21 protein-coding genes are annotated in these 18,638 nt (G+C 73.3%); 16 read left to right on the plus strand and 5 right to left on the minus strand.

Annotated features, from left to right (window positions below):
* Positions 1-11 precede the first annotated feature (11 nt).
* The 11 genes from O7604_RS15630 (at position 12) to O7604_RS15680 (ending at position 9,395) form a co-directional block, all read left to right on the plus strand.
* The gene (locus O7604_RS15630; protein ID WP_269707020.1) at positions 12-1,493 is read left to right on the plus strand and encodes a 2-hydroxymuconic semialdehyde dehydrogenase; all 1,482 of its coding nucleotides are present in this window, start codon (positions 12-14) and stop codon (positions 1,491-1,493) included.
* A 56-nt stretch (positions 1,494-1,549) separates the two neighbouring features.
* Positions 1,550-2,347, plus strand: a complete 798-nt coding sequence (locus tag O7604_RS15635; protein WP_128138063.1) for a fumarylacetoacetate hydrolase family protein — start codon at positions 1,550-1,552, stop codon at positions 2,345-2,347.
* Positions 2,344-3,279, plus strand: coding sequence for an acetaldehyde dehydrogenase (acetylating) (locus tag O7604_RS15640; RefSeq protein ID WP_269704513.1), 936 nt, complete (start codon positions 2,344-2,346; stop codon positions 3,277-3,279). Before O7604_RS15635 ends, O7604_RS15640 begins: the two co-directional genes overlap by 4 nt.
* Entirely contained in the window at positions 3,276-4,331 is a 1,056-nt protein-coding gene (dmpG, locus tag O7604_RS15645; protein ID WP_121683146.1) for a 4-hydroxy-2-oxovalerate aldolase, read from the plus strand. Before O7604_RS15640 ends, dmpG begins: the two co-directional genes overlap by 4 nt.
* Complete coding sequence (locus O7604_RS15650) at positions 4,328-5,101, plus strand: fumarylacetoacetate hydrolase family protein (protein WP_281576968.1); 774 nt, start codon at positions 4,328-4,330, stop codon at positions 5,099-5,101. The genes dmpG and O7604_RS15650 overlap by 4 nt, the downstream gene beginning before the upstream one ends.
* Complete coding sequence (locus O7604_RS15655) at positions 5,098-5,523, plus strand: RidA family protein (protein ID WP_269704515.1); 426 nt, start codon at positions 5,098-5,100, stop codon at positions 5,521-5,523. The genes O7604_RS15650 and O7604_RS15655 overlap by 4 nt, the downstream gene beginning before the upstream one ends.
* On the plus strand, positions 5,516-6,040 hold the full coding sequence (locus tag O7604_RS15660) for a 3-hydroxyanthranilate 3,4-dioxygenase (protein WP_269704516.1): 525 nt from the start codon (positions 5,516-5,518) through the stop codon (positions 6,038-6,040). The genes O7604_RS15655 and O7604_RS15660 overlap by 8 nt, the downstream gene beginning before the upstream one ends.
* A gap of 3 nt (positions 6,041-6,043) precedes the next feature.
* Positions 6,044-7,039 carry an amidohydrolase family protein gene (locus O7604_RS15665; RefSeq protein ID WP_269704517.1) on the plus strand — a complete coding sequence of 332 codons (996 nt, stop codon included), beginning with the start codon at positions 6,044-6,046 and terminating at the stop codon, positions 7,037-7,039.
* 128 nt (positions 7,040-7,167) lie between these two features.
* Positions 7,168-8,640, plus strand: a complete 1,473-nt coding sequence (locus O7604_RS15670) for an amidase (RefSeq protein ID WP_281576969.1) — start codon at positions 7,168-7,170, stop codon at positions 8,638-8,640.
* Positions 8,641-8,710: 70 nt separating this feature from the next.
* The gene (locus tag O7604_RS15675) at positions 8,711-8,995 is read left to right on the plus strand and encodes a hypothetical protein (protein WP_269707021.1); all 285 of its coding nucleotides are present in this window, start codon (positions 8,711-8,713) and stop codon (positions 8,993-8,995) included.
* Positions 8,982-9,395, plus strand: a complete 414-nt coding sequence (locus O7604_RS15680) for a DUF5130 family protein (RefSeq protein WP_269704519.1) — start codon at positions 8,982-8,984, stop codon at positions 9,393-9,395. The genes O7604_RS15675 and O7604_RS15680 overlap by 14 nt, the downstream gene beginning before the upstream one ends.
* 139 nt (positions 9,396-9,534) lie before the next feature.
* On the opposite strand, the gene pepN is transcribed toward O7604_RS15680, so the two are convergent.
* A complete protein-coding gene (pepN, locus tag O7604_RS15685) occupies positions 9,535-12,081 on the minus strand; it encodes an aminopeptidase N (protein ID WP_281576970.1) in 2,547 nt (848 codons plus the stop codon).
* A 227-nt stretch (positions 12,082-12,308) separates the two neighbouring features.
* Between pepN and O7604_RS15690 the strand changes: the two genes are divergently transcribed.
* From O7604_RS15690 to O7604_RS15705, 4 genes are all read left to right on the plus strand, one after another.
* On the plus strand, positions 12,309-12,932 hold the full coding sequence (locus tag O7604_RS15690) for a disulfide bond formation protein DsbA (protein WP_269704520.1): 624 nt from the start codon (positions 12,309-12,311) through the stop codon (positions 12,930-12,932).
* A 178-nt stretch (positions 12,933-13,110) separates the two neighbouring features.
* Positions 13,111-13,455, plus strand: coding sequence for a hypothetical protein (locus O7604_RS15695; RefSeq protein WP_281576971.1), 345 nt, complete (start codon positions 13,111-13,113; stop codon positions 13,453-13,455).
* A gap of 133 nt (positions 13,456-13,588) precedes the next feature.
* Complete coding sequence (locus O7604_RS15700) at positions 13,589-14,788, plus strand: DUF1015 family protein (RefSeq protein ID WP_281576972.1); 1,200 nt, start codon at positions 13,589-13,591, stop codon at positions 14,786-14,788.
* 72 nt (positions 14,789-14,860) lie between these two features.
* The gene (locus tag O7604_RS15705) at positions 14,861-15,331 is read left to right on the plus strand and encodes a ribose-5-phosphate isomerase (protein WP_269704523.1); all 471 of its coding nucleotides are present in this window, start codon (positions 14,861-14,863) and stop codon (positions 15,329-15,331) included.
* 16 nt (positions 15,332-15,347) lie between these two features.
* On the opposite strand, the gene O7604_RS15710 is transcribed toward O7604_RS15705, so the two are convergent.
* On the minus strand, positions 15,348-15,734 hold the full coding sequence (locus tag O7604_RS15710; protein ID WP_269704524.1) for a hypothetical protein: 387 nt from the start codon (positions 15,732-15,734) through the stop codon (positions 15,348-15,350).
* Positions 15,735-15,783: 49 nt separating this feature from the next.
* Complete coding sequence (locus O7604_RS15715; protein WP_281576973.1) at positions 15,784-17,004, minus strand: GNAT family N-acetyltransferase; 1,221 nt, start codon at positions 17,002-17,004, stop codon at positions 15,784-15,786.
* 98 nt (positions 17,005-17,102) lie between these two features.
* Between O7604_RS15715 and O7604_RS15720 the strand changes: the two genes are divergently transcribed.
* Positions 17,103-17,645 carry a hypothetical protein gene (locus O7604_RS15720; RefSeq protein ID WP_269704526.1) on the plus strand — a complete coding sequence of 181 codons (543 nt, stop codon included), beginning with the start codon at positions 17,103-17,105 and terminating at the stop codon, positions 17,643-17,645.
* A gap of 54 nt (positions 17,646-17,699) precedes the next feature.
* Here the strand turns inward: O7604_RS15720 and O7604_RS15725 are convergent, their stop codons facing one another.
* Both O7604_RS15725 and O7604_RS15730 read right to left on the minus strand, forming a co-directional pair.
* Positions 17,700-18,179, minus strand: coding sequence for a hypothetical protein (locus O7604_RS15725; protein ID WP_269704527.1), 480 nt, complete (start codon positions 18,177-18,179; stop codon positions 17,700-17,702).
* A 200-nt stretch (positions 18,180-18,379) separates the two neighbouring features.
* Positions 18,380-18,631, minus strand: a complete 252-nt coding sequence (locus O7604_RS15730) for a hypothetical protein (protein ID WP_269704528.1) — start codon at positions 18,629-18,631, stop codon at positions 18,380-18,382.
* Positions 18,632-18,638: the final 7 nt, after the last annotated feature.

An 18,638-nucleotide genomic window follows, 5' to 3' on the forward strand; every position in this document is an offset into this window, starting at 1 on the left:
ATCCCCGGCTGATGACCGGGCACGCACCGGACGGCCCCGGCCTGCTGCGCAACTTCGTCGGCGGCGAGTTCGTCGACGCCGGTTCCCGGTTCACCAAGCGCAGCCCGGTCACCGGCGAGCCGGTGTTCGAGGTGGCCGAGGCGTCGCAGTCGACAGTGGACGACGCGGTCGCGGCGGCCCGGGCGGCGCTGCGCGGCCCGTGGGGCCGGATGGGGGAGCGGGAACGCGCCGAGGTGCTGCGCCGGGTCGCCGACGAGCTGGAACGGCGCTTCGACGACCTGGTGGCCGCCGAGGTCGCGGACACCGGCAAGGCCATCTCGCAGGCCCGGACGCTCGACATCCCGCGCGGCGCGGCCAACTTCCGGGCGTTCGCCGAGATCGTGGCCACCGCGCCCACCGAGTCGTTCACCACAGTCACCCCGGCCGGGGGCCGGGCGCTGAACTACGCGGTCCGCAAGCCGGTCGGCGTGGTCGCGGTGATCGTGCCGTGGAACCTGCCGCTGCTGCTGCTCACCTGGAAGGTCGCCCCGGCCCTGGCCTGCGGCAACGCCGTGGTGGTCAAGCCCAGCGAGGAGACCCCCGCCTCGGCCACGCTGCTGGCCGAGGTGATGGCCGCGGCGGGCGTGCCGGACGGCGTGTTCAACCTGGTGCATGGTTTCGGCCCCGGCTCGGCCGGCGAGCACCTGACCCGGCACCCCGGGGTGGACGCGATCACGTTCACCGGCGAGTCGGCGACCGGCAGCGCGATCATGCGCGCCGCCGCCGACGGCGTGAAGGCGGTCAGCTTCGAGCTGGGCGGCAAGAACGCCGGCCTGGTGTTCGCCGACGCCGACCTGGACGCGGCGGTCGCCGGTTCGGTGCGGTCCAGCTTCACCAACGGCGGCCAGGTGTGCCTGTGCACCGAGCGCATCTACGTGCAGCGGCCGGTGTTCGAGGAGTTCACCGCGCGCCTGGCCAAGCGCGCCGGCGAGCTGGCGTACGGCTGGCCGGACGACGAGGCGACGGCGAACATGCCGCTGATCTCGCACGGGCACCGGGACAAGGTGCTCGGCCACTACGCGCTAGCCCGCACCGAGGGCGCCGAGGTGCGCGCCGGTGGCGGCACGCCGCGCTTCGGCGACGCCCGCGACGGCGGGGCGTACGTGCAGCCGACGGTGCTCACCGGACTCGGCCCGGACGCCCGCACCAACCAGGAGGAGATCTTCGGCCCGGTGGTGCACGTCGCGCCGTTCGACGACGAGGACGAGGCGTTCGCGCTGGCCAACGGCACCGCCTACGGCCTGGCGGCGACGGTGTGGACGCGGGACGTGGGCCGGGCGCACCGGGCCGGCGCCCGGCTCGACGCCGGCATCGTCTGGGTCAACACCTGGTTCCTGCGCGACCTGCGCACCCCGTTCGGCGGGGTGAAGGCGTCGGGTGTGGGCCGCGAGGGCGGCGTGCACTCGCTCGACTTCTACTCCGAGCTCACCAACGTCTGCGTGGATCTCACATGAGCGCGCGTGGTGGGCAGAATGGCCGGAATCCCCAGCGACGTAAGCGAGGAGCCGCCATGACCGTGGACATCGAGGCCGCCAACCGGGAACTGGCAGTGGCCCGGCAGGACGGCAAACCCTGCCCGCCGCTGCGCGGCCGGCTGCTGCCCGAGGGCGACATCGAGGCCGCGTACCAGGTGCAGCAGGTCTACACCCGGCAACGGCTGGGCAAGGGACACCGCCGCGTCGGCGCGAAGATCGGCCTGACGTCGCGGACCGTCCAGGAGAGCTTCGGCGTCTTCCAGCCCGACTTCGGGGTGCTCTTCGACGACATGGCCGTCGGCGACGGCGTCGAGGTGCCGATCGACCGGCTGCTCCAGCCGCGGGTGGAGGCAGAGATCGCCTTCGTGCTCGGCGCGGACCTGCCGGACGAGCGGGTCACCACTGTCGACCTGATCCGGGCGGTGGACCACGTGCTGCCGGCCATCGAGATCGTCGACTCGCGGATCGCCGACTGGGACATCTCCATCGTGGACACGGTGGCGGACAACGCCTCCAGCGGGCTGTTCGTGCTCGGCACCGCGCCCCGGCGGCTCGCCGACGTCGACCTGCGGCTGTGCGGCATGGTGCTGGAGCACGCCGGTGAGCCCGTCTCGGTCGGCGCGGGCGCGGCCTGCCTCGGCAATCCGCTGCACGCGCTGCAGTGGCTGGCCGCGACCATGGCCCGGGCGGGCGACCCGCTCAAGGCCGGCGACGTGGTGCTCTCCGGCGCGCTCGGCCCGATGGTGCCGGTCACGCCCGGCGCCGCGTACGAGGCGCGCATCTCCGGGCTCGGCTCGGTGCGTACCTGTTTCTCGAAGGAGGCCACCTCATGACTGTCGGAGTGGCGGTGCTCGGGTCGGGCAACATCGGCACCGACCTGATGATCAAGGTGCTGCGGCTCAGTGAGAGCCTGCGCATGGTGGCGATGGCCGGCATCGACCCGGCCTCGGACGGTCTGGCCCGGGCCCGCCGGCTCGGCGTGACCACCACCGCCGAGGGCGTCGACGGCCTCGTCGCGCTGCCCGAGTTCGCCGACGTCCAGCTCGTCTTCGACGCCACCTCGGCCGGCGCGCACAAGCGGCACGACGAGGTGCTGCGGGCGCACGGCCGCACCGTCGTCGACCTGACGCCCGCCGCGATCGGCCCGTACGTGGTGCCGCCGGTGAACCTCGACGAGCACCTGGGCGAGCCGAACGTCAACATGGTGACCTGCGGCGGGCAGGCGACGGTGCCGATCGTGCACGCGGTCGGCCGGGTCACCCCCGTGGCGTACGGCGAGATCGTCGCCTCGATCGCCTCGAAGTCGGCCGGCCCGGGCACCCGGGCCAACATCGACGAGTTCACCGAGACCACCGCCCGCGCCATCGAGGTGGTCGGCGGCGCCGAGCGCGGCAAGGCCATCATCGTGCTGAACCCGGCCGACCCGCCGCTGCTGATGCGGGACACGGTCTACTGTCTGTGCCCGGACGCCGACGCCGACCGGGTGAAGATCGCCGCCTCGGTGGCCGACATGGTGGCCGCCGTGCAGGAGTACGTGCCCGGCTACCGGCTCAAGCAGGACGTGCAGTTCGACGCCGTGGACACGTACGCGCCGGTGCTGGGCCGGCACTTCACCGGCCTGCAGGTGTCGGTGTTCCTGGAGGTCTCCGGCGCCGGGCACTACCTGCCCGCGTACGCCGGGAACCTGGACATCATGACGTCGGCCGCGCTGCGTACCGCCGAGCGGCTGGTGGCGCTGCGTTCCCCGGAGGGGGCACCCCGATGACCGATCTGTACATCCAGGACGTGACGCTGCGCGACGGCATGCACGCCATCGCCCACCGCTACACGGTCGACCAGGTGCGTACCATCGCCGCCGCGCTCGACGCCGCAGGTGTGGCGGCGGTCGAGGTGGCGCACGGCGACGGCCTGGCCGGTTCCAGCGTCAACTACGGGCACGGCGCCGCCGCCGACGCGGACTGGATCGCCGCCGCCGCCGAGGTGCTGACCACCGCGCGGCTCACCACGCTGCTGCTGCCGGGCATCGGCACCATCGCCGACCTGAAGGCGGCCAAGGCGCTCGGCGTGACGAGCGTCCGGATCGCCACGCACTGCACCGAGGCGGACATCTCCGCCCAGCACATCGCGTGGGCCCGGGAGAACGACATGGACGTCTCCGGGTTCCTGATGATGTCGCACCTCAACGACCCGGCCGGGCTGGCCGCGCAGGCCAAGCTCATGGAGTCGTACGGCGCGCACTGCGTCTACGTCACCGACTCGGGCGGGCGGCTGCTGATGTCGGACGTGGCGCAGCGCGTCGACGCGTACCGGCAGGTGCTGGAACCCGAGACGCAGATCGGCATCCACGCCCACCACAACCTGTCCCTGGGTGTGGCGAACAGCGTGCTGGCGGTCGAGCACGGCCGGATCCTCGGCGACGGCCCGCTCGGTTCGCCGTCCGGGCGGACCGTCCGGGTGGACGCGTCGCTCGCCGGCATGGGCGCGGGCGCGGGCAACGCGCCACTGGAGGTCTTCGTCGCGGTCGCCGAGCTGCACGGCTGGAAGCACGGCTGCGACGTGTTCGCGCTGATGGACGCCGCCGACGACCTGGTCCGCCCGTTGCAGGACCGGCCGGTCCAGGTCGACCGGGAGACGCTCTCCCTGGGGTACGCGGGCGTCTACTCCAGCTTCCTGCGGCACGCCGAGCGGGCCTCGGCCAAGTACGGCGTGGACGTCCGCTCGATCCTGGTCGAGCTGGGCCGTCGCCGGATGGTCGGCGGCCAGGAGGACATGATCGTGGACGTGGCTTTGGACCTGGCGGCTAAGGAGAACTCATGATCGGGCCGGACATCGCCGGCATCGCGGAGAAGCTGGGCGCGGCGGCCGACGACGCCACCGCGATCCCGCAGCTGGCCGCCGAGACCGGCCTCGACGTCGACGCCGCGTACGCGGTGCAGACCGCGCTGGTGCAGCGCCGCCTCGACCGGGGTGAGCGGCTGGTCGGCCTCAAGATGGGGCTGACCAGCAAGGCCAAGATGGCGCAGGTCGGCGTGGACGAGGTGATCTGGGGTCGGCTGACCGACGTGATGCGGGTACCGGACGGCGGCGGCGTCGACGTGGGCGACTTCATCCACCCGCGCGTCGAGCCGGAGGTGGCGTTCCTGCTGGACCGGCTGCCCGACCCGGGCGAACCGGTCGGCTCGTTCACCCGTGCGGTACGGGCGGTCGCCCCGGCGATCGAGCTGATCGACTCCCGGTATGCGAACTTCACCTTCTCGCTGCCGGACGTGATCGCCGACAACACCTCGGCCGCCGCGTTCGTGGTCGGGCCGTGGTCGCCGGTCCCGGACGGACTGGACAACCTCGGCGTGGTCCTGGAGATCGACGGGCGGGTGGCACAGGTCGGCTCGACCGCAGCCATCCTCGGCGACCCGCGCCGCGCGCTGGACGAGGGCCTGCGGCTGGCCGGCCGGCACGGCGTCCGGCTGCGCAAGGGCTGGGTGTTCCTGGCCGGCGCGGCCACCGCCGCGGTGCCGCTGCGCCCCGGGGCGCACGTCCGCGCCACAGTGGAGAAGCTGGGTTCCGCCTCCCTGAAGGCCATCCCATGACCGCCCGCGTGGTGGCCGGGAAGGCCGTGCCGCGCGGCGCGTTCCCGCACGTCAAGGTGGCCGGCGGGTTCGTCTACGTCTCCGGCACGTCGTCGCGCCGGCCGGACAACACGTTCGCCGGGGTGTCAGTGGACGAGTTCGGCACCACCGACCTGGACATCCGCGAGCAGACCCGGGCCGTGGTGGAGAACATCCGCGACCTGCTCCGCTCGGTCGGCGCCGACCTGAGCGACCTGGTGCAGGTCACCACCTACCTGGTCAACATGAACGACTTCGGCGGCTACAACGAGGTGTGGGCGGAGTTCTTCGACGCCACCGGGCCGACCCGGACCACAGTCGCCGTGCACCAGCTTCCGCACCCGCATCTGCTGATCGAGATGCAGGCCGTCGCCCTACTTCCGTCGGGAGGTTCCCATGAGTGAGATCGCCGAGCCGTTCAGCTTCTCCGGCTGGATCGGCGAGAACCAGCACCTGCTCAAGCCCCCGGTGGGCAACAAGGAGATGCTGCCCGGCAGCGACGACTTCATCGTCATGGTGGTGGGCGGCCCGAACCAGCGCACGGACTTCCACGTCGACCCGTACGAGGAGTTCTTCTACCAGGTCAAGGGCAACATGCACATCAACCTGATGCTCCCCGAGGGGCCGCGTACGGTGCACGTGCGCGAGGGTCAGATGTGGATGCTGCCGCGCAACACCCCGCACTCGCCGCAGCGTCCCGAGGCCGGCTCGATCGGCATGGTGATCGAGCGGGTCCGCGAGGAGGGCACGCTGGAGAAGTTCCAGTGGTACTGCGCCGAGTGCGACCACAAGGTGCACGAGGTGGAGTTGCAGGTCCGCGACATCGCCGCCGACCTGCCCCCGGTCTTCGCCGCGTTCTACGCCGACGAGAAGGCCCGCACCTGCGACAACTGCGGCGCGCTGCACCCGGGCAAGGGCTGACGCGTGCCGGTCGTGGACGTGCACACGCACGTCGTACCGAAGGGGTGGCCGGACCTCGCCGCGGCGTGCGGCGGGTCCGGCTGGCCCTGGCTGCGGGTGGACTCCGAGCGCGCCGCCATGATCATGGTGGGGGAGACGGAGTTCCGCCCGATCGGCGCGCAGTGCTGGGACGCGCCGACCCGGCTCGCCGACATGGACGCCGACGGCGTGGACGTGCAGGTCGTCTCGCCCACCCCGGTGTTCTTCAGCTACGACCGCCCGGCCGACCAGGCGGTCAAGGTGGCCCGGATCTTCAACGACCTCACGCTCGAGGTCACCGCGGCCGGCAACGGGCGGCTGGTGCCGTTCTGCCAGGTGCCGTTGCAGGACCCGGACGCGGCCTGCGCCGAGCTGGACCGCTGCCTGTCGGCCGGGCACGCCGGGGTGGAGATCGGCAACCACGTCGGCGACCGGGATCTGGACGACGAGGGCATCGTGCAGTTCCTGACCCACTGCGCCGAGGTCGGCGCGCCGGTGTTCGTGCACCCGTGGGACATGCCCGGCGGCCCTCGGCTGGACCGGTGGATGGCCCGCTGGCTGACCGGGATGCCGGCCGAGACGCATCTGTCGGTGCTGGCGCTGATCCTCGGCGGCGTGTTCGACCGGGTGCCGGAGTCGCTGCGGATCTGCTTCGCCCACGGCGGCGGCAGCTTCCCGTTCTGGCTGGGCCGCGCCGACAACGCCTGGCACCGCCGCGGCGACCTGGTACGAGGCGCGTCCAGCGCGCCGCCCAGCTCCTACGTCGACCGGTTCCACGTCGACTCGGTGGTCTTCGAACCGGCCGCGCTGCGGCTGCTGGTGGACACCATGGGCGCCGAGCGGGTGCTGCTCGGCAGCGACTACCCGTACCCGCTGGGGGAGCGGCCGGTCGGTGACGTGGTGCACCGGGCGGACTTCCTCACCGACGCGCAGCGGGACGCGCTGCTCGGGGGCAACGCGCTGCGGTTCCTCGGCCGCTGAAGCCGGCGCGGGTGCGTCCGTCGTCTCCCTAGTGCCGACGGACGCACCCGGCGCTGTTCCCGGGTACGGACCCGCCGGCCGGACGTGTCGCCCGGCCTCCCGGCCGCCGGACCGGCAGGATGGACGGCATGGCCGAGCCGCACGACCTGACCGCGCTGGAACAGGCCGCCGCGATCCGCCGCGGCGAGCTGTCCAGCCTGGAACTGGTCGAGCACCACCTGCGCCGGGTCGAGGCGCTCGGCGACACCGTCGGCGCGTTCGTCACCGTCACCGCCGAACGGGCCCGGACCGCCGCCCGCGCCGCCGACGCGGTCGCGGCGGACGAACGCGGCCCGCTGCACGGGGTGCCGACCGCGGTCAAGGACCTCACGCTCACCGCCGGTGTGCGCACCACCTTCGGCTCGGCCGCCTTCGCCGACTTCGTCCCGCCCGTCGACGCCGACGTGGTCCGCCTCATGTCCGACGCCGGCCTGGTCAGCCTCGGCAAGACCACCACCTCCGAACTCGGCTGCTCGCTCTACTCCGAAGGACTGGTCGCCCCGCCGGCCCGCAACCCGTGGGACCTCGCGTACACCGCGGGCGGATCCAGCGGCGGAGCGGCCGCTGCCGTCGCGGCCGGGCTGGTCCCGGTCGCGCAGGGCTCCGACGGCGGCGGCTCGCTGCGTATCCCGGCCGCGCTGTGCGGCCTGGTCGGCTACAAGCCGAGCCGGGGCATGGTCTCCGGCGGGCCGCTCGGCTTCGGCGGCTTCGGGCTGCCGGTGAACGGGCCGATCGGCCGTACCGTCGCCGACGTGGCCGCGCTGCTCGACGTGCTGGCGCGGCCGGTGCCCGGCGAGCCGTACCTGCCGCCGGCCGGGCCCGCCGGCGGCTACCTCGGCGTCACCCGCGCCGCCCGCTTCGCCGGCCCCGGCCGGCTGCGCGTCGGCCGCTTCACCACGCCGATGCTCGCCGACGAACCGGTCCACCCCGACTGCGTGGCCGCCGTCGACCGGGCCGCCGCGCTGCTCACCGACGCCGGCCACGAGGTGGTCGACGTCCCCGCGCCGCTCGGCCCCGAGGCGTGGCCGCTGTTCGAGACCGTCTGGTACGCCCTGGCGGTCACCCCCGTCCCGGCCGGGCGGGAGAGCGACCTGCTGCCGCTGACCCGGTACCTGCGCGAGCGCGGAGAGGCGCTCGGCGCGGCCCGGCTGATCGCCGCGCTCGGCGAACTCCAGGCGCAGGTACGCCGCGGGATACGCCGTACCGCCGGGTGTGACCTGCTGCTCTGCCCGACGCTCGCGAGCCCGCAGGCGCAGGTCGGCGCGTTCGCCGCCCTCGAACCGGCGGAGGACTTCGACGGGCAGCGGCGCTTCTCGCCGTACTGTGCGGTCTTCAACGTCACGGGCGATCCGTCCGTTTCGCTGCCGGTCGGACGGACCGCCGGCGGGCTTCCGGTGGGGGTGCTCCTCACCGGCCGGTACGGCGACGACGCGACACTGCTCGCCACTGCCGCGCAACTGGAGCACCGGAGTGACGGATGGGATCAGCACCCCGCAATCTGGCGGGCCGCCGACTCCGCTAACGTGAACATCACAAGTGACGTGGGGCGCGACCGGTCCTGACCGGCCGTTCCGCACCATTCCTGGTCTCTCTTTCCGCCTGGGGGCGTTGGGATTGTCTGTTACCGAGACGTTGGTGGTCTTCGTCGGCATCCCGGTCGCCGCGGTGCTGCTGATCGCCGCCCTGGCGGCAGCCGGCAGCCGCGGCAGCGGTGGCGGCGCCAAGCGCTACCGGCCGGGTCGGCCCTTCGACTTCACTCCGGTCTGGTTCCTGGGCCGTCCGGAGCAACTGGCCGACTCGGCCGGCACGGCGCTGGCCGCCGGGGCGCAGGCGCCGGCGTTGACCAGCCGCAAGCAGGAGCAGGCCGGCCGGGAGGCACCGGCCGGTGGAACCGGAGGCGCAAGTGACCGTTGGTGAAGCGCGGCCCACGACAGGGACGGGCACCCCGCCCGAGGTGCTGGACGGACCGTTCTCGACCCGTCAGCTGCTCCGCATCGACGAGGCGCTGCGCCTCGCCGACCAGGGCACCGGCCTGGTCTTCTCGGTCTACGTCGGCGGCCTCGACGAGCCGATCCGGGAACACGCCGAGCGGCTGCACCGGCAGCTCGCCGAGCCGGACCGCTCGGTGCTGATCGCGGTGTCGCCCAACCAGCGGCAGCTCGAGATCGTCACCGGCAAGTACGCGCGCAAGCGCATCCCGGACACGTACGCCAAGCTGGCCGCGCTCTCCATGGTGGCCGCCTTCGGTGGCGGCGACCTGGCCGGCGGCATCATTCAGGGCCTCGACCAGCTCGCCAGCCACGCCGGCAAGGGCTGACCCGCCCGCACGCACGACGAAGCCCGGCCCGCGCACACGCGGGCCGGGCTTTCGCGTGCGCCGGCGGTGCGGGCCCCACGACAGCGGCCGGGGCCGGCGCGGGCTGCCACCCGCGCCGGCCCCGGCCGACGTGCCTCACTCAGGCGCTGCGCGCGTCCCGCTCCCGGGCCTTCAACGCGCGGACCACGCCGTCACGGCCCTCGGCCACCAGCCGCCGCAGCGACGCCGGCCGGCCGTCCTGGGCCAGCCACGCGTCGGTGGCCGCGACGGTGTCCTCCTCGACCAGGTACGCCGGGTAGGCGAGCTGGACGAACTCCTGCGCCGGCTCGCTGTCGCGCTGCGCCCACACCTGGTCCACCGTGGCGAAGTAGCGCTCCCGGTAGGGCGCGGTCAGCTCGACCTGCGCCGGGTGGGTGAAGCCCTGCAACAGTGCCCGGTTACGCCAGTTCGGCAGCGCGTCCGGGCCGGTGAGCAGCGCCCACACCGCGGCCTTGTTCTCGGCGGTCGGCACCAGCGCGTGCGCGTACGCGGCCTCCCGCTCGCCGCTCGCGGTACGGTCGGCGGCCAGCTCGGCGTCCACGTCGGCCGCGCCCGCGGCGCCGTTGGCGACGAGCGACTGGAGCACCGTCCACCGCAGCTCGGTGTCGACGGTCAGACCCTCCGGCACCCCGTTGCCGTCGAGCCAGCCGCGCAGCGTGGCCAGATCCTCGCCGGAGCGGGCCGACGAGGCGTACGCCCGGGCCCAGGCGAGCTGGAAGCCGCTGCCCGGCTCGGCCGCCGCGAGCGCGGTCCTCGCGGTACGCGCCAGGTCGGCCCAGCCCGTCGGCGCCCACTCCGGGTCGGCGTAGAAGGTGAGCGCGGTGGTCGCCTGCCGCAGCGTGGCGGTGATCAGGTTGATGTCGGTCTCGGCGGTCAGCCCGGCCAGCACCAGCGCCACGTAGTCGCGCGCCGACAGCTCCGCGTCGCGGGTCATGTCCCAGGCGGCCGTCCAGCACAGTGCCCGGGCCAGCGACGAGTCGAAACCGGCGATGTGCTGCACCACTGTCGCCATCGACCGCTCGTCCAGCCGCAGCTTGGCGTACGTGAGGTCCTCGTCGTTGAGCAGCAGCACGTCGGCGGCCGGCTTGCCGTACAGCTCGGACAGCTCGGTCAGCTCGCCGGTCACGTCCGTCTCGACCAGCTCGCGGCGCACCAACCGGCCGTCGGTCAGGTCGTACAGGCCGACGCCGATGCGGTGGGTACGCAGCGTCGGGTAGCCGGACGGCGCCTCCTGCCGGACCACCACCCGCTCGTACGTGCCGTCGGCGCCGATCGTCACCTCCGGGCGCAGCGTGTTGACCTGCGCGGTCTCCAGCCACTGTGCGGCGAACTTGCGCAGCTCCCGGCCCGAGGCCGCCTCCAGCTCGGAGAGCAGGTCGTCGAAGGTGGCGTTGCCCCAGGCGTACTTGCCGAAGTAGGCGCGCAGGCCGGCCAGGAACGGCTCCTCACCCACGTACGCGACGAGCTGCTTGAGCACGCTCGCGCCCTTGGCGTACGTGATGCCGTCGAAGTTGACCTCGACCGCCTCCAGGTCCGGCATCTCGCAGTAGACCGGGTGGGTGGAGGAGAGCTGGTCCTGCCGGTAACCCCAGTTCTTGCGGATCGACAGGAACGTGGTCCAGGCGTCGGTGAAGCGGGTGGCGTGCGTGTTGCACCAGTGGCTGGCCCACTCGGCGAACGACTCGTTCAGCCACAGGTCGTTCCACCAGCGCATGGTGACCAGGTCACCGAACCACATGTGCGCCAGCTCGTGCAGGATCGTGTTGGCGCGCTGCTCGTACTCGAAGTCGGTGACCTGCGAGCGGAAGATGTAGTGCGACTCGGCGTGCGTGACGCAGCCGAAGTTCTCCATCGCGCCGGCGTTGAAGTCCGGCACCCAGAGCTGGTCGTACTTGGGCAGCGGGTAACGCACGCCGAACTTCTCGTGGAAGAAGTCGAAGCCCTGCGTGGTGATCAGGTGCAGGTCGTCGGCGTCCATGTGCGGCGCCATGCTGGCCCGGCAGAAGTAGCCCATGTCGATGCCGTCGTGGCTGCGGCGCACCTCGTGGTACGGCCCGGCGCAGAGCGCGGTGATGTAGGTGCTCATCCGCTCCGAGACCGTGAAGTGCACGGTCTTCAGGCCCTCACCGGCGGCCTCCTCGCGGGCCACCGGCATGTTCGACACGACGCGCCAGTGGTCCGGGACCGTGGCGTGCCAGGTGTAGACGCTCTTCAGATCGGGCTGGTCGAAGCAGGCGTAGACCTTCTGCGCGTCAGCGGTCTCGAACTGGCTGTAGAGGTAGGTCTCGCCGTCCACCGGGTCGACCGTGCGGTGCAGGCCCTGCCCGCTGTTGGAGTAGCCGAAGTCGGCGTCGACCACCAGCACGTTCTCGGCGGCCAGGCCGCTGAGCGTGAGGCCCTTCTCCGCCGACCAGCCGGACAGGTCCACCGGCTCCCCGTTGAGCGTGGCCGACCGTACCGATTCGGCGGCTGTCTCGATGAATGTGGTCGCCCCCGGCTCGGTACAGCGGAACCGGACCTCGGTCACCGAGCGGAACGTACGACCGGTGGGCTGCACCGCGGTCGACAGGTCAAGGCTGATGTCGTACCCGGTCACCTCGAGCAGGCGGGCCCGCTCGGTCGCCTCGACCTGGGTCAGGTTGCGCACTCCCGGCACTGTTCGTCTCCATCCCACTCGTCTCGCCGCGCCCCGCGGCGCCGGTTCTGCCCGGCCGCTCGTGACGGCCCGTCGAGAACCGAGTCTTCCATGCACGGACCCCTCTCGGTGGTCGAGGTCACGCTCTCATTCCGGTACCGGTCGATGCGGTACGGGGTGAGGATCGGAGGTGACCGCGCCGGGTCCCCGGCGCGACGATGTCGTGAAGGGAAGACACAGTGACCGAACGTGTCACCGCGGACATGTGGTTCGACCCGCTGTGCCCGTGGGCGTGGATCACCTCCCGTTGGCTGCTGGAGGTCGAGCAGGTCCGGGACGTGGACATCCGGTTCCACGTGATGAGCCTGTCCGTGCTCAACGACGGCCGTGAACTGCCGGAGGAGTACCAGGACCTGATGCGCAAGGGCTGGGGCCCGGTGCGGGTGTGCATCGCCGTCGAGCAGGCGCACGGCGCCGAGACGCTGGCGAAGCTCTACACCGCGATGGGCACCCGGATCCACCTCCGCAAGGAGGAGCTGGGCCGGGACATGCTCGCCGGCGCGCTCATCGACGTCGGCCTGGACCCGGCGCTCGCCGACGCGGCCGAGTCCACCCAGTACGACGACGCGCTGCGGGCCAGCCACGAAGCCGGTATGCGGCCGGTCGGCACCGACGTGGGCACCCCGGTGATCCACGCGCCCGGCCCGGACGGCAAGCAGGTCGCGTTCTTCGGCCCGGTGATCACGCCGGCGCCGAAGGGCGAGGCGGCCGGCCGGCTCTGGGACGGCGTCCTGCTGGTCGCCGCCACCCCCGGCTTCTACGAGCTGAAGCGCACCCGGGAGCAGGGCCCCATCTTCGACTGAGGGGTAAGGAAGGGCCCCTTCTTAACGCCTCCGGTAGAGGAAGGGCCCCTTCTTGACACCGGCACCGCACCCCGAGCCCCGCACCGCCCGTCACCGGGCCGGTGCGGGGCTCGTTTCACCGGGTGTCCCAGCCGACGGCCCGCGGGGCCGCAGCACGGCAGCTCCTGGAGGCGTTCCCATGGCCAAGCACCGCCGCATGTCCGACGACGCGCCGCAGCAGGCGACCGAGGACTCCGGCGCGACGTACTGGTCGGTGACCGAGAGCGACTGGCCGGCCGGCCCGGCCGACGTGGCCGACCTGCTGGCCCCGCCGATCGTGGTCGGCGTGGCCCGGGTGGTGGCCACGTCGCGGATGACACCGCCGGGCGAGACCGTCCGGCCCGGCCGCGCGCCGTCGCGGCCCGGCGCCGCCGCCCACCCGGCCGCCGCCGGTGCGACGACGGTACGCCTCAACGCCGGCTCCCGCCCCGGCCCGCCGGGGCGCCGCCCGGCCCCGGGCCGGCACCGCAACCCCACCGCCTGAGCTGCCCTCCCCGGCGTTAAGAAGGGACCCTTCCTCTACCGGAGGCGTTAACAAGGGGCCCTTCCTTTCACCTGGTGGTAAGCGGGTGAGTCCGGCGGCGGCGGCGATCGGGGCCCGGGTAGCGTCAGCGGACATGACGGTCGTGCATCCGATCGCCCGGGCCTGGATCACCACTGGCGGCACCGGCGCGCAGAACTACGACGAGTTCGCCGACGACGCGGAGATCACCGCAATCGTCGAGGCGAATCCGCACAGCGCCCTGGGCATCGAGATGCCCCACCGGGCGCCCGGCAGCCTCGGGAAGTCCTTCCTCGACGCGCTGCCGGACGCGGTGGCGCGCCTGGGCGAGGCGAAGGCGGACGGCAGCTACACGCCGGCCGAGCAGGTGGTGGTGCTCTACCGGATCAGCGCGCCGGGTGAGGAGAGCGCGTACGGGCTGTGGGCGATGGTCGACACCGACCAGATCTCCACCCGCGCCGACGAGCCGGGTCTGGTGATCCGCAACGAGGACGTGTTCATCGCCAAGGTGCGTGAGCGCGTCGCGCTGGCCGAGGCGCTCGGTCACCTGCTCTCGCCCGTACTCCTGCTCCAGACCGGCAAGGGCGACGAGCTGCACGCCGCGCTCGCGGCGGCGACCGACGCGGCCGGCGCGCCCGCCGCGACCGACGTCGACCAGTCCGGTCGCACGCACGCGATCTGGCTGCTCGGCCCGGGTCCGGCGCAGGACGAGCTGACCGCGCTCGCCGGCGGCGGGGAGCTGGTGGTCGCGGACGGCAACCACCGCAGCCTGGCCGCGCAGACCGGCGGTTTCCCGCGCTTCCTGGCGGTGGTCACCACGCCCGCGTCGGTCGCCATCCAGCCCTACAACCGGCTGGTCAGCGAGCTGACCACCACGCCGGACGAGCTGCTCGACCGGCTGCGCGCCGCGGGCGCGGAGGTCACCTCGGTGGACGGCCCGGTGGACGTGCCGGCGACCGGCGGCGTGGTGCACCTCTACCTCGGCGGCCGGGGGTACGCGGTGACGCTGCCGCACGTCGGCGCCGGCCGGCTGGAGAACCTCGACCACGCGCTCGTCGAGCGCCTGCTGCTGCGCGACGCGCTGGGCCTCGACCCGGGCGACAAGCGGATCACGTACGTGGGTGGCGACTACCCGGCGAGCTGGCTCGTCGGTGAGGTCGACGCCGGCCGGGCCGAGCTGGCGGTGCTCGTCGCGCCGGTGACCGTGGACGACTTCGTCGCGGTGAACCTGGCCCGGGAGAAGATGCCGCGCAAGAGCACCTGGTTCACCCCGAAGGCGCGGGCCGGCCTGGTGGTGGCCGAGCTGCCGCACTGACCGTGTGACGAATCCGCCTCCGGGTCGCCGCCCGCGCGCCGGTCCGGAGGCGGGCCTGTCAGACTGCGCGGTATGCGCGTCTACCTGGGATCCGACCACGCCGGTTTCGAGTTGAAGGTGCACCTCGCCAACCACCTGGCCAAGCAGGGCTACGAGGTGGTGGACGTGGGACCGCACGTCTTCGACCCGGACGACGACTACCCGGCGTTCTGCCTGCACACCGGCGACCGGGTGGTCGGTGACCCGGGCAGTCTCGGCGTGGTGATCGGCGGCTCCGGCAACGGCGAGCAGATCGCCTCGAACAAGGTCGCGGGCGTCCGGGCGGCGCTCGCCTGGAACGTCGACACCGCGCAGCTCGCCCGCGAGCACAACGACGCCAACATCGTCGCGATCGGTGCCCGGCAGCACACGCTGGACGAGGCGACCGCGCTCGTCGAGGCGTTCCTCACCACGCCGTTCTCCGGCAACCCCCGGCACAGCCGGCGCATCGATCAGGTGGCCGCCTACGAGCAGAGCCGCCGCCTGCCCGAGCTGCCCGCCTGAGCGGACCCGCGCGGGCTCACCGCCCGTTGCGGGGCAGTTCCTCGCGCGGCACCCAGTTGCGGCGGATGAGCACCACCCGCTGTTCGGCCTCGGCGAGGTCGTCCTCGGTGGGACGGGCCGCGTCCCGTGCCCGCAGCGCGGCCGTCACGCTCACCTGCGACGAGCCGGAGCCGACGAGCCCGCGCAGCCCGCGCTCGCCCTCCTCGGCGGGCGCGGAGCCGCGCCGCCCACGGGGCTCCGGCTCGCCCGGCCGGCCGCCGCGCGCGGATCGGGGCGCCACGTCGTCGTGTACGGGCGTGGTGCTCGCGGTGCTCCCGTCGGCGCCGGCACTCTCGGCGTCGGCCGGGGTGCCGGTGTCGCCGTGATGCCGCAGCCGCCGTCGCCGTCGCTCCGCCTCACCCATCCCCCGACCGTACCGTCCCGCACCCACCCGCGCGCCGAGCAGCGGACGGTCAGAAGACCTCCATGGGGGAGGGGGCGCGGTGCCAGGTGAAGGCCGGGGTGACGGTGGCCAGGGTGTGCGGGATCAGCTCCCGGACGCGGCCGGCGGCGGCCAGCGCCGACAGGTTCACGCCGCCGAGGTACAGCTCACCGAGGGCGCGTACGTCACACGCCAGCCCGGCCGGGGCCGTGGTGGGCGTGCACTGGGCGCCGTCGAGTCCGCCGACCAGCCGCCAGCGGCCGGCGTTCTCCTTCAGCAGGTCGTCGGTGACCTCGATCACCACGTCGACGTCGGTGGCGTAGCGGCGGGCGGCGAGCGCGGCCGGCACGTCCACCACCCGTACCCAGAGCGCGTCGGAGAGCTGCGGGGAGAGCTGTCGGGGCTCGTCCACCAGCCGCAGCAGCGGCTCGTCCAGGGCCGCGATCGGGAACGACAGCCGCCGGGTCAGGTCGACCGAGAGCAGCAACCGCCACAGCGCCGTGTACGCCTCCGGCGTCGCCGCCACCACCTCGCCGACGTGCACCTCGGCCTGCGGCCCGACGGCCGTCGAGCCGTCCTTGGTCCGGTAGAGGGCGTACCCGTCGAGGCCGTCGGCGCCCTCGTGCAGCAGCACCCGGCGTTCGGTGGCCCCGCCCCGGTGCGCCTTGAGGTCCGCCAGCACGTACGACCACCAGCGCTCGTCGCGCCGGGACCAGCCGGGACGCCCGGCGCGGACCCGCTCGTACAACCGGGCCAGCTCGTCCCGGTGCGCGTCCGGACGGTCCAGGCGCAGCCTGCCCTCGGTGGGTGCCGGGTCGGGCAGGCGCAGCCCGGTGGTGTCCACGGACAGCACGTAGCGCGGGGCCGCCGACCCGTACCCGAACCGGGGGTAGATGCGCCCCTCGCTGGCCCAGAGCACCGCGACCGGTTCCCGGCCGGCGTCGCGGACGTCGCGCAGCTGGCGGTGCATCAGCGTGGTGAGCAGGCCGCGCCGCCGGTGCGTCGGCGCGACCGCGACCATCGTCACGTGCGCGGCCGGCACGTTCGCGCCGGGTACCGCGAGCTCGCGGCTGAACGCGGCGGCGTTCGCCACGATCGTGCCGCCGTCGCGGACGAGCAACGACCGGTCCGGCTCGAAGATCGGGCGTTCGAGCGCCTGCACGTCGGGGTCGAGATCGCCGTGGAAGGCCAGCGCCAGCAGCGCCGCGATGTCGTCGAAGTCCTCAGCTCGGGATACCAGCACGTCAGTCACGGCACGTGTGTATCGCACCGCGATGGGGGTCGGCACCCTATTTGCGGGCTGGCTACCCTCGGAAGCGAGGCCGGGATCGGCCGAGGGGGAGGACGAGGATGGCGGACCAGACACAGCCGTGGGCCGAGCGCACCGTGGAGGTGCCCCCGCAGCCGGGGGTGGTGCCCCCGCAGCGGGACGCGTTCCAGCGCGGGGTGGCGGCGGTCGGTCAGCCGCGCGCGTCGCGTACGCCCCGCACCGAGCAGTTCCCGACCGTCGAGCAGCACGGCGAGTGGGCCGCCGAGCCGGCGCCGCGCCGGCCGATGAGCTGGCACCTGGCCCAGGCGCGCAAGGGCGGGGAGTTGAGCGCGGCCGGCGCCCTGTTCGCGTTCGTGTGCTGGGGCATCTGGGCGATCTCCGGCCGGGGCAACCTGGTCGCCCCGCTGCTCACGTTCGTGCTCAGCCTGCTCACCGCAGTCGGCCTGTTCGCGCTGGCCCGGCTGCTCGGCCGGTTGATCCTGGAGCGGCAGCTCGGCCGGGTGCGCCGCAGCGCCAAGGGCGCCCACCTGGTGACCGCGTTGTTCCTGGTCGGCGTGGGTGTGGCATACCTCCAGCAGACCGAGTGGGTGGTCTCCGCCTGGAACTGGGTGACCGGCAACTGAGCCGACCGGTCGTCCGTCCGGTAGGCGCCGGACGGACGACCCGGGGCGTCGGCGTCAGAAGGTGGTCGGCGCGCCGGCCGCCTTGCAGGCGGCGTTGATGTCCTTGCTGGCCTTCTCCATGGCGGGGTTGTCGGCGGCGGTGCCCGGGTCGGCGGCCGAGCCGGCCTTGCCGGCCTCCGCGCCGAACTCCTTCAGCGCGGTGGCCGCCTTGCCGTCACCGGCGGTCCCGGCCAGCGTGGTGACCCGGTCGCCGAGTTCGGTCAGGATCGCGCCGGTCTGCTTCGTCAGGTCGCCGCCCCCCTGCACGACGGCCATGAGCTTCGTCCGCATGTCCTTGTTGATCTTCTCCGCGGCGGTGCAGAGGTCCTTGTCGCTCATGGCGGCCGCCGACGGCGAGGGCGCCGCCGTGGAGGGGGCCGCGGAGGCCGACGTGGTCGCCGGCCCGGCCGTGGTCGAGGGCTTCTCGTCGGCGCACGCGGCGAGGCCCAGCACGGCGCAGGTCAGAAGGATCGGGATGATCCGGTTGGTTTTCACGTCTGGGCACGCTAGTCGATGCCCGTCATTGATCAAACTCGGTTTGCCGGGGTGGTTCGCGGGACGCGCGGGCGGGCGGCATCCGTGCCGCCCGCCCGCGCCCGGCCGCGGTACGCCGCGACGCCGGTCGTCGCTCCACCAGGACCGTGCTGCCTTACCCCGCCCGGCGGGCTTCATCCGTCGCCCGTTGGGCTGAGCGGTCACCGTTGCTCGTCGGCCTTCGGCGACGCGACCCGGGCCGCCGGGTCCTCGACGCCGGGCTCACCGCCGCCCGGGGCCACCATGCCGTCGTAGTTGTAGACCACGCCGTCGTCGCCGTGCTGCTTCGTGGTCCGGATGTAGCGGTGGATCATGCCGTCGATCTCGATCTCCACCAGGGCCTTGCCGTCCGCGTCCTGGCTGCTGCCGTCGCGGGGACCGCCCACCAGGTACGCCTTCGTGTTCGTCTCCATGTGCCCG

Origin of the sequence: Micromonospora sp. WMMA1947, assembly GCF_027497355.1 — a bacterium.
Classification (GTDB): Bacteria; Actinomycetota; Actinomycetes; order Mycobacteriales; family Micromonosporaceae; genus Micromonospora.

Excerpts from the sequence above, each read along its gene's own strand:
- O7604_RS15730 (WP_269704528.1), bottom strand. The coding sequence starts at position 18,631 with ATGGAGACGAACACGAAGGCGTACCTGGTGGGCGGTCCCCGCGACGGC.
- O7604_RS15700 (WP_281576972.1), top strand. The coding sequence starts at position 13,589 with ATGACGGTCGTGCATCCGATCGCCCGGGCCTGGATCACCACTGGCGGC.
- O7604_RS15670 (WP_281576969.1), top strand. The coding sequence starts at position 7,168 with ATGGCCGAGCCGCACGACCTGACCGCGCTGGAACAGGCCGCCGCGATC.
- O7604_RS15710 (WP_269704524.1), bottom strand. The coding sequence starts at position 15,734 with ATGGGTGAGGCGGAGCGACGGCGACGGCGGCTGCGGCATCACGGCGAC.
- O7604_RS15655 (WP_269704515.1), top strand. The coding sequence starts at position 5,098 with ATGACCGCCCGCGTGGTGGCCGGGAAGGCCGTGCCGCGCGGCGCGTTC.
- O7604_RS15720 (WP_269704526.1), top strand. The coding sequence starts at position 17,103 with ATGGCGGACCAGACACAGCCGTGGGCCGAGCGCACCGTGGAGGTGCCC.
- O7604_RS15630 (WP_269707020.1), top strand. The coding sequence starts at position 12 with ATGACCGGGCACGCACCGGACGGCCCCGGCCTGCTGCGCAACTTCGTC.
- O7604_RS15640 (WP_269704513.1), top strand. The coding sequence starts at position 2,344 with ATGACTGTCGGAGTGGCGGTGCTCGGGTCGGGCAACATCGGCACCGAC.
- dmpG (WP_121683146.1), top strand. The coding sequence starts at position 3,276 with ATGACCGATCTGTACATCCAGGACGTGACGCTGCGCGACGGCATGCAC.
- O7604_RS15695 (WP_281576971.1), top strand. The coding sequence starts at position 13,111 with ATGGCCAAGCACCGCCGCATGTCCGACGACGCGCCGCAGCAGGCGACC.
- O7604_RS15650 (WP_281576968.1), top strand. The coding sequence starts at position 4,328 with ATGATCGGGCCGGACATCGCCGGCATCGCGGAGAAGCTGGGCGCGGCG.
- O7604_RS15705 (WP_269704523.1), top strand. The coding sequence starts at position 14,861 with ATGCGCGTCTACCTGGGATCCGACCACGCCGGTTTCGAGTTGAAGGTG.
- O7604_RS15635 (WP_128138063.1), top strand. The coding sequence starts at position 1,550 with ATGACCGTGGACATCGAGGCCGCCAACCGGGAACTGGCAGTGGCCCGG.
- O7604_RS15660 (WP_269704516.1), top strand. The coding sequence starts at position 5,516 with ATGAGTGAGATCGCCGAGCCGTTCAGCTTCTCCGGCTGGATCGGCGAG.